Genomic DNA, 14,607 nt, shown 5'->3' on the forward strand with positions numbered 1-14,607 from the left:
CGTGCAGGCCGCACGCGGGGCGCCCCTCTGTCCTTTTGCCTGAGAGTTTGGAAGCGACCGGTCCGACAAACCTTTTGCTTCGTGCCCCTTCGGCGCCGGATTTAACCGGTCTCTCCAGAGTCTTGGTCCACGGCGGTATGGAGCCTGAGCGATTACGGGCGTTGCGCCTTCGGCAGCGGGTATAGGCCCGCTTCTCCCACCGTGTACGTCAAGGCGGTGATTATACCTCGCGCCGTGGTGTAGGTTGGCACCCCAACCTACACCCCAGAATGGCCACCGCCGGCGAGAGCAGCAATCATGAACAAACCCCCTTTCCGCCTGGAACAACTCGATCACATCGTCCTGCGTGCCTACGACTTGCCCATCATGCAGGCGTTCTATTGCGACGTGCTGGGCTGCACGCAGGAGCGCCGGCAGGACGAGATCGGGCTGGTGCAGCTACGTGCCGGCAACTCGCTGATCGACCTGGTCAGCATCGAAGGCAAGCTTGGCCGCCATGGGGGTAAGGGGCCGGGGACCGAAGGGCACAACATGGATCACCTGTGCCTGAGCGTGGCCGGCTACGACGAAGCCGCCATCCTGGCGCACCTGAACGCGCATGGCGTGCGGATTGGCGAGATCGGCAGCCGTTATGGCGCCAAGGGCGAGGGTCCATCCATTTATCTGTTTGATCCGCAAGGCAACATGGTGGAGCTGAAGGGGCCGCCCAACGCTTAGCGGCCAAGCCATCCGGGCGTTGCATACGTATGCTTTAAAAAAGCATGGGCCATAGGTCACGAATTTAACTTTTGTGACAGGGTTCTCGTTATAATGCTGCTTCCCCAGGGCGCGTGTGCCTGTTTGCCGTCCCGACGGCGCAGTGCAGAAGCGAGTGCGGTCCCGCGAAGCATCCCCCAGGCATTCGCGCTGGACTTCACGACGGCTTTCGATGCTTGCGGATCTTCAGTGGCGCGTCTTCGTACCTGCCATGCCGATCCGGCTGTTCCTGGCGCAAGGAGTTTGAGGCATCGGCCGGCTTCCCCACCCGGTTGATCCGTTCACCGCGAAGGTATTCGCAGGCTGTCCGCAGCGCGCGGGAGCTTAGGCTCTTGCGCGCGTGGTCGCGTGCGGCCACGCGCAGGACTTTGGCTACGGGATTCTTCAATGCGTCGAGCAGCGGCATGGGTGGTCGTGCGCTTGCAGTTCGAGGATGTCGGTGTGTGTGAATCGGATTTTTCCAGGCGTCCGGCAGAGGGCGCACAAGCGGATACCGCGCATGTTTCCGATCGTGAGGTCGGGCAATTGCTTAGCGACTTACCGTCGGCGCATGCTGCGCACACCGCGCAGGATGGTCGTGCGTGGAAGCGCCGCCTGCACGATCCTGCCAAGCGGGCGCGCCGTGTCTCGCGCGTAGTGCGGCACATTCGCTTCGTGTACTTCGCCCATGTCGACGACGACAGCCTGTATGGCGATTACCACCACGAGCTGGTCACTGCCGAAGTGCTGATGGACCGCGTGCTTGCCGCGCGCGCCTCCGGCATGAAGGCGATCCACCCGTATCTGCACGGCGAGGTGGAAGAGCGGCTGTTCAATCGTCCGCCGCGCGGCAGTTTCATGCAGGTAACGCCCGAATACGTTCGCTGGTACGGACGCGAAGGCGTGCGTCGCGTCGAGCCGATGGTGCGCGAGGAGCTGGCCATCGAGCTGATGGGTGAGTACGGCTACAACTACAGCGATGCATTGGACATCGCCACCAACAATTCCAGCGCGCTGCCGCGCAGGGAACAGACTTGGCTGCTGGCGCGGGCCAAAACACCCATTTATTGCCGCCCCCTGCATGCTACGGAGTTCCAGCAACTCGTACGCGCCATCGAGGCAGCCTACAACGTGCCATCGAATGACGTCCGGGTAACCAACGCCAATACCGAAATCGCGCGACGCGCGGCAGCGGTACTCGGCACCTTGTTGGATGAATATGTGGAAGTGCCCTTCCACGTACCGGCGCTGGCGGACGCCTTCGCGGAATTTCACCGCGCGCATCTGCTGCGCGTGGCGCATGCGAGCCTGACCGGTTTGCAGCCGATGCCGGTGACCGGCGTGCTGGGCTGGTTTTCCGCCAAGCGTGCGCGAATCTATGCCGAAGTGCAGGCTCGCCTGGCGGAGCGTTAACCAGCGCGTAGGCTGGGATGCCAATCCCAGCATTACCATGCACGCAACACCACGAAGCTGGGATTGCCATCCCAGCCTACGCCATGGGCATTACAGCGAAATCGCCTTCTGCCCAGCCGCTTTCAACTTGCCGTTGAGCGCCGTCAGCTCCTGCTGCTTCAGCTTCTGCCACTCGCCGAGCGTCGCGGTCAGCGTTTGCGATAGCGTCGCGTAAGACTGCTGCGCATCCGGACTCGGATTGGCATCCGCGTCATCGACGGCGCTGAGCAGTTTTTCCAGGTTCGCCGAGAGGCTGCGCAAACTATCCGTGCGATGCGGCTGCAAGAACATGGCAGTACGCGGATCGGTGTGCAGCGGCATGCCGGAAACATCCGAGGTCTGCGTTATCAGCGCCGCAATCTGGTCGTGCAGTGCACCGCTGGCATGCGACTGGCGGTCATCCAGCGCCTGCAGCAGCTTTTTCGCTTCGGCTGCTGCTTTGGATGCCTGTCCTGACACCGTTTCCACCTTGGTAGCCAGTTCGAATTCACGCTGCATGGCGGCCACCGAAACGGTTACGCGCGGATCCGGTTTGATGACCAGCGGTTGCCGATAGCTGTGCCCACCGACGCTGAGTTCCACGGTGTAATTGCCAGGTGGTGCCCACACGCCATCCTTCTGATGGTGGCGTCCCTCTTCGCCCTTGCCGGCGTAGCGCAGATTCCAAACGAACCTGTGCATGCCTGGCGTGGTTGCCACCGCGGTGGGAATCGGCACCCACTCCGGCGCGAATTCCAGCTTCGCCGGATCGAGCATCGGCGGTTTGTCGTCGCTGCTGAAACTGCGCACCTTGTGATTCTGCGCATCCAGGATGGTCAGGGTGACCGGGCCTTTGGCGTGTTCCGGCAAGGCGTAGTCGATCATGGCGCCATCGGGCGGATTGGCCGCCAGCGGTTCGTCCTTGGGCATCGGCGTGCCGGTGAACTCCGGATGGCGCACGCGGTAGGCATCGGCAGGCTTGAACAGCATCGCAGTGTGCAGGCTGGCGTCTTCCATCTGTCGCAGTGCCGTCATGTCGTCCATGATCCAGAAACCACGGCCATGCGTGGCGATCACCAGGTCGTCCTGATGCACGTCGATGTCCCGCACGGAGGTCGACGGCAGATTCTGCTGCAACGGCTGCCAATGCGCGCCATCGTCGAACGATAGGTACATGCCTTTTTCGGTGCCGGCGTAGAGCAGGCCTTTGCGTACCGGATCTTCGCGCACCACGTTCACGAAGCTGTCGGACGGAATGCCGTTGTCGATGCGAGTCCAACTCTTGCCGCCATCGGTGGTGCGGTAGATGTAGGCGGAGTCGTCATCCAGGCGATGGCGGTCGACGGCGAGATACGCCACGTCCGGGCTGAAGTGCGAAGGCTCGATGCCACCGACTTTCGACCAGGGTGTGAGTGCGCTGGGGGTGACATTGCTCCAATGTGCGCCCTCATCGTCGGTGCGCCATACCAGCCCGTCGTCCGTGCCGACCCATAGCGCCTTGGCGCTGAGCGGGGAGGGCGCGATGGTGTAGATCACGCCGCGCTGCTTGTCTGGATGGTTGTCGTCGGCCGCGGTGGCCGCATCGAGGTTGGCGGGCACGCCCGCATCCGTTCGAGTGAGGTCGGGGCTGATCGGCGCCCAGTGCTCGCCGCCGTCCGCGGTGCGGAACAGGCGTTGATTGGCGAAGTACAGCACCTTGTGATCGCGCTTGGAAAACTCCAGCGGCAGCGTCCATGCCGCACGGTAATGCGCGGCGGGGTAGGCCAGTGTGGGGTCGACATTGCGTACCTGCTCGCTACGCATATCGAGCTTGTCCACGCGGCCGCCGTAGACGATGTCGTGATCGTCCGGATCGGGCGCGATCATGTCGCTCTCGCCGCCGGGAGTGAGTTCGTGGAACTGCTGCATGGTGATGCCGTCGTGGCTGCCGCTGCGGCTGGGCAGCGCCACCGCGCCGGAATCCTGCTGGGCGCCATAGACCCAGTACGGGAAGCGGTTGTCGGTGCTGACGTGATAGATCTGCGCGGTGGGCTGGTTGTACCAGCTGCTCCAGGTGGTGCCGCCGTTGAGTGTGATCAGCGTGCCCTGGTCGACGCCGAGGATCTGCCGGTTCGGGTTGGTCGGGTCGATCCACATCTCGTGGAAATCGTCGCCGGTGGGGTCGCCTTTCAGCGCGATGAAATGCTTGCCGCCATCCTCGGAGCGCAACACGATGGTGTTCATCACATAGATGCGGTCGGCATTCTTCGGATCGACCGTGAGCCGGTTGAAATACCAGCCACGCTGCCAGATGCGCTGATCATCGGTGATGTGCTTCCAGTGTGCGCCGGCATCGTCGGAGCGATACAGGCCGCCTTCGCCATTGGGCGCGTCGACCAGCGCATAGACGCGCTTGGGATCGCTGGGTGTGGTGGCCAGTCCGATTCGGCCGGGATGTCCGGCGAAACCGTTGCCCTGGACCTGCGTCCAGTGCGAGCCACCGTCGTGAGACACATACAAGCCACTGCCCGGTCCGTTCGAGGGCGGATAAACGCTCCACGGTGGGCGGCGCGTCTGCCACAAGGCTGCGTAGATGGTGTTCGAATCATCCGGCTGGAAGGCGAGATCGATCGCACCGGTGTCGTTGTCCTTGAACAGCACTTTCTCCCAGTGCTGGCCGCCATCGGTGGAGCGGAACACGCCGCGCTCAGCGTTCGGGCCGTAGGCATGGCCGAGCGCAGCGACGAACACCCGCTCGGGATGCTGCGGATCAACCAGGATGCGTCCGATCTGCCGGCTGTCCTCCAGGCCGATGTGGCTCCAGTGCTTGCCGCCGTCGGTGGATTTGTACATGCCATTGCCGTGCGCGATGTCCGATCGCATGTCGGCTTCGCCGGTGCCGACATAAAGGGTGTCCGGTTGCGACGGCGCCAACGCGATGGCGCCAATCGAGCCCACATGCTGGTCGTCGAAGATCGCTTGCCAGGTGCGGCCGGCATCGTTGGTCTTCCACACGCCGCCATCCACTGCGCCGAAATAGAAATGCCGGTCATCGCCGGGAACGCCGGTTACGGCGAGCACGCGGCCACCGCGGAAGGGACCGACCAGGCGCCAGTGCAGGTCCTGGAACAGCGAGGGATCGACAGTGGCGTGGGCGGCGAAGGCGGTGCTGATGCCGAGCGTGAGTAGAGCGAGGCGACGCAGGTGCACGGGGCGGTATCTCTTGCTGGAAAGACGGTTTGCTCCCACTGAACGAGGCTTCATTCTCCGCTCCTCTTGCAAGTGGGGGAGGGGTAGAACTGCGCCGGGGAGAGGGAACGGTCATCGCACTGTAACGCTGTCACGATCTAACCCCCAGGGTAAACCGATGGCATATAGCCAAGCGGCCCCTACATGCGCGATAAGGGCCGGCTAACCTGCTGCCGCCTGGATGCCAAATGTTGTCACTACGCCGTGCCGCGTTACCGCTTGCCTTGCTGCTTTCGCTGGCTTCCCTTTCTGCCGTGGCGCAGGATGACGATCGCGCTACGGGTTCCCAGAAAACCACCAAGCTTCCGGCTGTAAGCGTCAGCGCCAACGATTGGCGCAAATACCTCAAGGCCAAGCTGCAATACCAGATGCCGGAGGTCGACGGCCCCCGCATCACCGTCACCAAGAAAACCACGGTGACGCATCTGGAAAACCAGCCCACGGTGGTCGGCAACAACCTCAACCAGACGCTTGCGCGTACGCCGGGCGTGCTGGTTTCCGAACAACCCACGCCGACCCAGTTCAATTTCAATTATCGCGGCATCGGCAATCCGCAGGAGTCCGAATTCGTCCTGGTGATGCAGGACGGTATCCCGCTGGAAGGCGACTGGATCGGTTTTCCCACGTTGTACGCGTTTCCGCTCACGCAGGGCCTGTCCGAAGTGCAGCTGATCCGCGGCGGCTCCAGCTTGCTGTATGGGCCGGAGCCGGCGCCGGTGATCAATCTCGTTTCCAAGCGCCCAGCTCCGAATACACCGCTGAGCATGAGCACCGAGAACGTAGTCGGCGAACACGGCCTGTTTTCCAGCTACAACGTGATTCAGCGCAACCAGGGCGCCTGGGCGTTCCGCGCCGACGCGGGTTACGTACAAAGCGACGGTACGCGCGCGAACGATGATTCGCGCAATCGCCAGGCCGACTTGTATCTCGCGTATACGCCGGACGAGCGCCAACAATGGTGGCTGGATTTCCATGCGATTGACGCCGTCTCCGGCGATCCCGGACGGTTGAGTTACACGCGCTGGCAACAAGATCCTCGTAGCGTCACTACGCCCTACAACCGCGATTGGGTAAACCGCGATCAGCTGGTGCTAGGTCACACCCACGATCTTGGCGGCAATTGGTCGCTGGAAGCCAAGTTGTGGTTCACCTACGAGGACTTGGTCAGCCGTGCGGCCAAAGCCCAGCTACCCGGGCAGGCACCACCGGCCAGCACGACGTTGCAGGACGAAGCGTTCCGTACCTATGGCACCGACGTACGCCTGCGCAAGAAGTGGGGGCAGGGCAACGCTTTCACTGTCGGCACGGTGCTGTACTACGGCAGCGATCCATTCCGGCAGTGGAGCAGTCCCAACCTGACCGTGGCACGCGACGATCGTAGCGGTACACAAATCCTCAACCAGCGCCGCGGTTCGCAATACGCCTCGCTGTTTGCCGAGAATGTGTTTCGCCTGCCACATCGCATCCACATCGTGCCCTCCGTGCGCCTGGAGCGTGAACGCGTCGCCGTGGATGAAACGGTGCATCCGCCGTTTCTCTCGCGCCCGTTGATCCATGAAGCCGACACGCGCCACATGCCGCTGTTCGGCCTGGGGCTGGGCAATGACTTCGGTCATGGCAACGAAACCTATTTCAACGTGTCGCAAGGCTGGCGTCCGCTGCGCTTCTTCGATATCGCACCGCCTTTCAGCAACCTCATGCAGGGCCATGCCGCGCAGCTGTCCAAGTCGGTATCGTGGGAAGCCGGTGTGCATGGTGCGCCAGTCACCGGCCTGTATTACGACGTCAGCGTGTTCTGGATCAATTTCCGCAATCGCCTGGAAACGCGCTACATCAATGCCATCGACACCATCTACGTAAACACTGGCGACGCGCGCAGCCGCGGCCTGGAAGCGCAACTCGACTACGATTTCTTCGCGCCGACGCAACTGGCCACCGAAGGCCAGCATCTGGAAACCTTCCTCAACGCCAGCCTGCTCAATGCCAGGTTCACTGCTAGCGCGATTCCCGGCCAGGTGGGCAAGACGCCGGCGTTTTCACCGGACTACCTGATCAAGACCGGCGTTACCTGGCGCAACGAGCACGTGAAGCTGAGCCTGACCGCGGTCACCTCGGCAGCACAGTACTGGCAGGATTCCGATAAGTCCTTTGGCAGCGGCTTGACGTATATGCCAGCGCGTATACCGGCTTACACGGTGGTGGACGTGGCGTCCGACTGGCAGCTCAATCATTCCCTGCGCTTGCTGGCGGGCGTGAGCAATCTGGCCAATCGGCGTTATTTTGATCGGGTTTGGCAGAATGGACTGGAGCCGGCGTTTGGTAGGACCTGGTACACGGGTTTTGCGCTGACGTATTAGGGACACTGAGAACAACAACTCCCCCTCCCTCCAGGAGAGGGGCTTACTTTCACTCCTGAAGCGGGAGTTCACGATGTCGACACGCCCTCTCCTCCGTCCTCTTTCAGCGCTTGCTTGCGCGTGCCTGCTTGCTTGCGCGGCACCTTTGCAAGCGGACACATCCTTGGCACCCAGCCACGCCGGCGACGCCCTGCAATGGCGTCAGCTAGGTCCCTTCCGCGGCGGTTGGGCGACGATGGCTGCCGGCGATCCCGGCAAGCCCGATACTTTCTACATCGGCACCGCCGGCGGCGGGGTGTGGAAAACGAATGACGCGGGTCGGACCTGGCAGCCCACTTCCAACACCATGCCGGCGGCTCCGATTGGCGCCGTCGCCATCGCTCCTTCCAGCCCGAGTGTGATCTATGCCGGTTCCGGTCAGGTCGCTGCGCGCTACGACGTAGCAGCGGGCAATGGTATGTATCGCTCAGACGACGGCGGCAAGAACTGGCAACACATTGGCCTCACCGAGAGCAAGCATATCGGCCGCATCCTGGTCGATCCGCACGATGCGAACACCTTGCTGGTCGGCGTGCTCGGCCATTATTTCGGCCCGAACAAGGAGCGCGGCGTCTATCGCTCGACCGACGGCGGCAAAACCTGGAAGCAAACCCTGTTCATCGATGCCGACACGGGCGTGGTGGATCTCGCTGCTGATCCATCCAACCCGAACATCGTCTACGCCGCTGCGTGGCAGGTACGCAACTATCCTTGGCTGTCGTACTTCCAGCCGAATGCAGGGCCGGGCAGTGGCCTGTACAAATCCACCGATGGCGGCCTGAGCTGGAAGCGCATCAGCGGCCATGGCTGGCCGGCTGGCACACTGGCACGCATCGGCATCGCTACGGCGAGCGGCAATCGCGTGTATGCGGTGGTGCATTCGGCCGATCCGCGCAAGGACAGCGGCCTGTACCGTTCCGATGACGGCGGTGCGAACTGGCAGGCGGTCAGCCACGAATCCTGGCTGCCCAACGACTACTTCAGCCGCATCACCGTCGATCCGCAAAATCCGGATCGACTCTATTCGACCGGGCAGTCCATCCGCCGTTCCGACGATGGCGGGAAGCATTGGGACATCTTCAAGGGTGCACCGGGCGGCGACGACTATCACTTCCTGTGGATCGATCCGCGCGATTCGCAGCGCATGATTGCCGCCAGCGACCAGGGCGCGGTTGTCACCGTCAACGGCGGCAACAGCTGGAGCAGCTGGTACAACCAGCCCACCGGCCAGTTCTATCACCTGGCTACCGACAACCAGTTTCCCTACTGGATCTATTCGGGCCAGCAGGATTCGGGCACCGTAGGCATCGCCAGTCGCAGCGATTACGGTTCCATTTCCTATCGCGATTGGCGCCCTGTGGGTGGCGACGAACGTGACTACGACTTGCCGTATCCGGACGATCCCAACATCGTGTTCGGCTCCGGCCTGGGCGGACGCGTGTCGCGCTGGGATCGCCGCACCGGCGTGGTGCAGAACGTCACTGCATGGCCGGTCAACAGCTACGGCCAGCGTCCCACCAACTTCAAATACCACTACACCTGGATCACGCCGATCGCGTTTTCAGCCAAGGCGCCGTACGCGCTCTATCTGGGTGCGCAGGTACTGTTCCGCAGCACGGACCAGGGCCAGCACTGGGAGGTGATCAGCCCCGACCTCAGCGCCAAGAAGCAAGGCGCTACCGCAGGCTGCGAAGGCAATCCCAACGCGCAACAAGCGCGCGACTGCGGTTACGGCGTGATCTACAGCATCGCGCCTTCGCCTTTCAGCAATGACGAAATCTGGGTCGGCACCGACGACGGCTCCGTCCAGTACACCCGTGATGGCGGCAGGAACTGGCAGAACGTCACCCCGAAAGACCTGCCTGGTTGGGGCATCGTCAGCTCGCTCGATCTTTCCGCGCTGAAGCAGGGCACTGCCTATGCCGCGGTCGACAACCACCGCCAGGACGATTTCCGTCCGCATGTCTGGCGCACTAGCGACTACGGCAAAACTTGGACGGATATCGCCGTCGGCTTGCCAAAGGATGATTTTGTCAGCGTCGTGCGTGCAGATACCCAACGCGAGGGCCTGCTGTTCGCGGGCACCGATCGCGGTGTGTACGTGTCATTCGACGATGGTGCGCATTGGCAATCCCTGCAACACAATCTGCCTACCGCGTGGGTGCGCGACCTGACCATTCACGGCGATGACTTGATCGCCGGCACGCAGGGCCGGGCGATCTGGGTGCTTGATGACATCGCGCCACTGCGCCAGGCCGGTGCCGACAACGCGCACAAGACCGCGTTGTACACGCCGGCCGACGCCGTGCGTGTGCGCGCCAACGAGAACAAGGACACACCGCTGCCACCCGACGAACCGCTGGGCAAGAATCCGCCCTCCGGTGCGATCATCGATTACCAGTTGGCCAGCGCAGCGAAAGGCCCCGTTACGCTAGATATTCTCGACAGCGACGGCAAGACGGTGCGTCACTTCTCCAGTGTCGACAAACCGGAAAAGCTGCCTGCCGAGCGCTACTTCCAGAAAGGCTGGCTAGGCTCGCCGGAAACGCTCGGTACCAGCGCCGGCATGCACCGCTTCGTCTGGAACCTGCACTATCCGCGCCCCGAAGCGCTGCTTTACGGCTACAGCATTGCCGCCACCTGGGATTCGGACACCCCGCTCACGCCCGAAGGGCCGCTGGCGCTGCCGGGTAAATACCAGGTGGTGCTCACCGTCAACGGCAAGTCCTATCGCGCACCGTTGAACGTCGTCGGCGATCCCCGTGAGAAGCTGGATCAGAATGCACTCGCGGAAGGCCTGGCGTTCTCGCGTGACGTAGGCAACGCATTGCAGCAGGTCTGGCAAAGCCACGGCGAAGTGGATGCCGTACGCAACCAGCTCGACGAGGCGGAGAAGAAACTCGACAACAACAAGCCTCTGCACGAGGAGATCGAAGCTTTCCGCAAGAAAACCGATCCGCTCGTTTCCGGCGACAGCGAATCCTCCACCAACCTCGAAGCCATGAACGACGCCCTCACCGCCATCGCCTCCGACGTGGAAGGCGCCGACCGCGCACCGACTGACGGACAGCGGCAAGCCTTTGCCGAATACAAGGCGAACCTGGACAAGGCCGTCGCGCAGTGGCAATCGATCCGCGGTGCAGACCTGGCCTCGCTGAACTCGCATCTGCACACGGCAGGCTTCAAGGCGATCACTGTGCCTGCCGCAAGTCAGCTCCACGCCGAAAGATCGACTGATCCGGACGACGTTCCCTGATTCGATGCCGTTGCTCCCTCCCCTGTACGCAGGGGAGGGCTGGGATGGAGAGTGCGTCGGCTCGTCTCCCTTTCCTGCTTCAGATTAGGCGTGGCCTGAATACATCCTTCTCCGTTCACCTACAGCGCCATCCTCATTCTCCTCTTGCGATGGCGGCTTGGTGAAAACACCCTTGTTAGCTTCCGGCTAATAACAAGTGTGTTATATTGATGAGATGGCGGATTTGCTACTACAACACCAAGCTCGCGGCGCAGATAGAGAACTGGCCGGCAGGCGTACGCGCCAGCTTCCTGCGCATTGCCGAGACAATGGCGGAACTTGGTCCGGATATCGGTATGCCGCACACGCGGGCCATGGGAGCGAGCCTGTTCGAAGTTCGCGCCAAAGGCCGCGAAGGCATCGGGCGTGCGTTCTACTGCTCGGTAGTAGGGCGGCGCATTGTAATCCTGCACGCCATGATCAAGAAAACAGAAAAGACTCCGGCACATGATTTGGACATTGCCAGGGCAAGATTGAAGGAGGTCAAGATATGGCACTCGAACGATACAAGCCGGTAGCTCTGGATATTGAGACTACGCGTAAGCGTTGGCGCAAGGATCCTGCCTTTGCGGCGGCTTACGATGCCATGGCTGATGAGTTCGCGGCTTTGGCCGAACTGGTGCGCGCGCGCCAGCGGGCCGAGCTGACGCAGGCAGACGTGGCGGAACGTATGGGCGTGGCACAAGCCTCAGTGGCGCGGCTTGAAGCCAGTGCAGGCAGTCGCAAACATGCGCCTTCGCTGGCTACGCTAAGGCGCTATGCCGATGCCGTGGGCTGCGAATTGCGCATCATGTTGACCACCAAACGAAAAGCGTTGAGGTAGATCGGATCCAACTGCAACACCAAGCGGTCGCCGATATATCGATCTGCAGCTAGTAGCACTCCTGTGGGCAGAGGAAGCTCGCCGGTAATGCCTATTCGGACCCAAGGGGGCCACGACTTCCCAATTGGGGCCTCTCCTGGAAGCTGCCCGCTCTTGTTTGACCATGGGCTTGGAAATAACTAGGCGGGGTCTTGCTGGGGCGCCTACCCTACGTTTCCATCTTTGGCAGATAGCTAGAGCCGCCGCCGCAGCTCAGATCGCGACCTTCTGCGTCCTGTAGCGGCTCTACATTGTGTTACGCGCTAATGCTGATAGAGAGTGCGGTCTCCCAGGCGCCTAATTTCGGCATGGCCAAAGCCGTGCGATCATGTCATGAACAGGCGCTTCTTAAGGGGAGGAGTATGCAGCATACGCTTACGAAACTAATGCTCGGTGCATTTTTCGCGTTAGCATGCGTGGGCAACTCACAAGCATCTTCACCCTCGCCACCTAGCGAAGAGAGTGTGCCGCTGGTACGGGAGATGCTGGATGGGCCAATCCCCAATGACGAGTTTTCGGTAAATACGACGGCAGCAGCGATGTCCCAGCTTGGGTTCGCCGACGATGCGCACCTGCTTGTTCGCTATGCCAAACGAACCGCATTTCTGCACCTGCTCAATCGGCAGTACACGCCTGCTGCAACCGTGCGGGAGGCATTGAAAGCGGAAGCGGCTTTCACTGACTCGCTGGATCAATTGAACGCTGATTTCGAGCGTGAGGGCTACTCGGTCCAGGCCGACGCCGCAGTGGAACGAGAGGGACCGGACCGTCGCATGGCTGAGTTCGGATGGGGGACGAGCGATGTCAAGTTATTGCCGTTGCGACCGGGGCTATGGGGCGCCTTTGACCCCAGAGTCACCCATTCAGCAGGTCACTCTATTAATGATGCCTATTATCTCTTTGTCTTGATGCAAGTTCGAAATCAGACCGTTGAGCCAGGGCGATTCGACCTGAGAATTCCGGTAGGCGGTGGGGCGCCGATGGACTGCAAATTTGGCAGCGTGGCACCGAACGACACCGGGGCAATCTATTGCCCTGTAAACATGGTCGGCGCTGAACAAGGCAAGGATCACATCATTGCGACGATTACGGGGATGCTCAGCGACGGTCATGCCGTTATGGCGAGCGCATACATTTTCAGGCCCGATAATTTCCCTTATGGGGTCCGTAGCGCCATTTCGAGGCCCCTGGTCAGTCCTGAGGATTGGTTTGGTGCAGCCGCTGTTGACGCTGCACAGCACATGATTGCCAATGCAGGTTGCGAAAAGCTCGGAACCTGCGGTGGTGTGTTTAAAGGATACATGGTAAACGGAGGCGTCTTCGGCATGGTGGTTACCGCGATCATCATGATTTGGACCTTGTACCTCAGATGGTGCGGTGAGTTTGGACAGGGGCGAGTGTTCTCAAGGCTTTTCGGGATCTACCTTGTGTTGGTAGTACTGGCAGGCTTCTTGTTCTATATCGATCCGCCGATCCATGGAACGCTGACTAGATATTATGCAGGTCTCTTTAGCGGCATTGCGGCAGCCATACTCTCGGTACCATGGAGCTTCTTCATGTCTGCGCTGAAAAACGCAGCGCCCTACAGGGCAGTGCGTGACTTGAGTGAGCACGACTTTGCTTGGCAATGGTTTTTTATTGGCGTCAATCTGACTTACTTGGGGTTATTGGCCTGGTTGAGGCGCGCGCGGCGTTAGCAGTGAGCCTTTTCGTGTAGAGCTGCTGGCGGGCGACCGACAAAATCGCGCCAACCGCGCGTTAGCCAGATCGGCCTGCCTTCCCTTGCTCGCAAGGGATGGTCCAGGTGACTTGAGTGCTTGTCTTAGGGCTTGCTTGGAAACGCCATCCTTCCTCATCACTTTTTGAGTCAAGCCGAGGACAGGCTCCGCAAGCCGATGAAATAGGCCGCATCATGCATTGATCGGCCTGGGATTCCATCTCCAATGACTTCGCACCCTCTCTCCATGTCAGAGAGAGGGTGCTGATGCGGAAGTGACTTAGTTCACGCGTTTGATGACCAATCCGCTGCGCTCGGACAGATCACCTGCACCCAATAGGGGCTCGGCGACCAACGCGTTCCACCAATCGCTGTCGATGAGCTGCGAATGGCCACCGGGCGCGTCGTCATCGTTGTCCCAGCTCACTTGCTGTCGGGAATCGTCATCATCTCCATCCTTGCGCAAACCCTGATTGACTACGATGTAACCGTAGCTGTCTGTCCCGTTAAAGGCCTGCCCCATCGATGCCTGGATCATGATGGTCTGGCTGTAGCCGCAATCGTCGTCTTCGCCATCGTCGTTATCTACGTCCAAGCTGATGCTGGCGGTTGCAGCATTGACACCATCGCTGACTGTGTAGGTAAACGCATCTGTGCCGCTGAATCCGCTTTGCGGCTTGTACAGATACACGCCATCTTCCTGGTGTATCAACTGGCCATGGCCCGGTGCATTGACGTTGATGGCAAGCTTTGCTTCGGCGTTTTCGTCCGGATCATCGACCAGGCAGCGCAGGTCAATGCGAACAGTGCCGTCGCTGTCTACGCGGAACCGCGCATTCTCTGCGGTCGGCATCGGCACCACCTTGATGTGCACGGTGGCAATGTTCGACTGCGCTTCACTGTCGTTTACGTCGTAGCTGAAGCTGTCGTCACCGAACCACTC

The 14,607-nt window shown here is 61.1% G+C and carries 10 protein-coding genes and 2 riboswitches; of the genes, 7 read left to right on the forward strand and 3 right to left on the reverse strand.

The window, feature by feature from the left end; genetic code table 11:
• Positions 1-25: 25 nt before the first annotated feature.
• Positions 26-120, reverse strand: a riboswitch (glycine riboswitch).
• A gap of 3 nt (positions 121-123) precedes the next feature.
• Positions 124-209, reverse strand: a riboswitch (glycine riboswitch).
• 88 nt (positions 210-297) lie between these two features.
• Complete coding sequence (locus QQJ96_RS06180) at positions 298-717, forward strand: VOC family protein (RefSeq protein ID WP_284331090.1); 420 nt, start codon at positions 298-300, stop codon at positions 715-717.
• 196 nt (positions 718-913) lie between these two features.
• Here QQJ96_RS06180 and QQJ96_RS06185 read toward each other — a convergent pair whose 3' ends face one another.
• Positions 914-1,162: a hypothetical protein gene (locus tag QQJ96_RS06185; RefSeq protein WP_284331091.1), complete on the reverse strand. Its 249-nt coding sequence runs from the start codon at positions 1,160-1,162 to the stop codon at positions 914-916.
• Here QQJ96_RS06185 and QQJ96_RS06190 point away from each other — a divergent pair.
• Positions 1,144-2,148 (forward strand): hypothetical protein, encoded by a 1,005-nt coding sequence (locus QQJ96_RS06190; protein ID WP_284331092.1) that lies wholly within the window; start codon positions 1,144-1,146, stop codon positions 2,146-2,148. The two genes, QQJ96_RS06185 and QQJ96_RS06190, sit on opposite strands and share 19 nt — an antisense overlap.
• Positions 2,149-2,238: 90 nt before the next feature.
• Here the strand turns inward: QQJ96_RS06190 and QQJ96_RS06195 are convergent, their stop codons facing one another.
• Entirely contained in the window at positions 2,239-5,409 is a 3,171-nt protein-coding gene (locus tag QQJ96_RS06195; protein WP_284331093.1) for a WD40/YVTN/BNR-like repeat-containing protein, read from the reverse strand.
• A 173-nt stretch (positions 5,410-5,582) separates the two neighbouring features.
• On the opposite strand from QQJ96_RS06195, the gene QQJ96_RS06200 reads away from it, so the two are divergent.
• The 5 genes from QQJ96_RS06200 (at position 5,583) to QQJ96_RS06220 (ending at position 13,644) form a co-directional block, all read left to right on the forward strand.
• Positions 5,583-7,751: a TonB-dependent receptor family protein gene (locus QQJ96_RS06200; RefSeq protein ID WP_284331094.1), complete on the forward strand. Its 2,169-nt coding sequence runs from the start codon at positions 5,583-5,585 to the stop codon at positions 7,749-7,751.
• 163 nt (positions 7,752-7,914) lie between these two features.
• Positions 7,915-11,046, forward strand: a complete 3,132-nt coding sequence (locus QQJ96_RS06205; protein WP_284331095.1) for a hypothetical protein — start codon at positions 7,915-7,917, stop codon at positions 11,044-11,046.
• Positions 11,047-11,255: 209 nt separating this feature from the next.
• The gene (locus tag QQJ96_RS06210; RefSeq protein ID WP_284331096.1) at positions 11,256-11,603 is read left to right on the forward strand and encodes a type II toxin-antitoxin system RelE/ParE family toxin; all 348 of its coding nucleotides are present in this window, start codon (positions 11,256-11,258) and stop codon (positions 11,601-11,603) included.
• On the forward strand, positions 11,576-11,908 hold the full coding sequence (locus tag QQJ96_RS06215; protein WP_284331097.1) for a helix-turn-helix transcriptional regulator: 333 nt from the start codon (positions 11,576-11,578) through the stop codon (positions 11,906-11,908). Before QQJ96_RS06210 ends, QQJ96_RS06215 begins: the two co-directional genes overlap by 28 nt.
• Positions 11,909-12,309: 401 nt before the next feature.
• Complete coding sequence (locus QQJ96_RS06220) at positions 12,310-13,644, forward strand: hypothetical protein (protein WP_284331098.1); 1,335 nt, start codon at positions 12,310-12,312, stop codon at positions 13,642-13,644.
• 300 nt (positions 13,645-13,944) lie between these two features.
• Here QQJ96_RS06220 and QQJ96_RS06225 read toward each other — a convergent pair.
• Positions 13,945-14,607, reverse strand: a 663-nt coding sequence (locus QQJ96_RS06225; protein WP_284331099.1) for an Ig-like domain-containing protein, incomplete at its 5' end; no start/stop codon positions are given.

The sequence above is a fragment of the Dyella flagellata genome, from assembly GCF_030160275.1.
Lineage (GTDB): Bacteria > Pseudomonadota > Gammaproteobacteria > Xanthomonadales > Rhodanobacteraceae > Dyella_B > Dyella_B flagellata.

Bases quoted from the DNA above. Each gene is read 5' to 3' on its own strand.
- QQJ96_RS06210 (WP_284331096.1), top strand. From the start codon at position 11,256: ATGAGATGGCGGATTTGCTACTACAACACCAAGCTCGCGGCGCAGATA.
- QQJ96_RS06220 (WP_284331098.1), top strand. From the start codon at position 12,310: ATGCAGCATACGCTTACGAAACTAATGCTCGGTGCATTTTTCGCGTTA.
- QQJ96_RS06195 (WP_284331093.1), bottom strand. From the start codon at position 5,409: ATGAAGCCTCGTTCAGTGGGAGCAAACCGTCTTTCCAGCAAGAGATAC.
- QQJ96_RS06180 (WP_284331090.1), top strand. From the start codon at position 298: ATGAACAAACCCCCTTTCCGCCTGGAACAACTCGATCACATCGTCCTG.
- QQJ96_RS06215 (WP_284331097.1), top strand. From the start codon at position 11,576: ATGGCACTCGAACGATACAAGCCGGTAGCTCTGGATATTGAGACTACG.
- QQJ96_RS06190 (WP_284331092.1), top strand. From the start codon at position 1,144: ATGCGTCGAGCAGCGGCATGGGTGGTCGTGCGCTTGCAGTTCGAGGAT.
- QQJ96_RS06200 (WP_284331094.1), top strand. From the start codon at position 5,583: ATGTTGTCACTACGCCGTGCCGCGTTACCGCTTGCCTTGCTGCTTTCG.
- QQJ96_RS06185 (WP_284331091.1), bottom strand. From the start codon at position 1,162: ATGCCGCTGCTCGACGCATTGAAGAATCCCGTAGCCAAAGTCCTGCGC.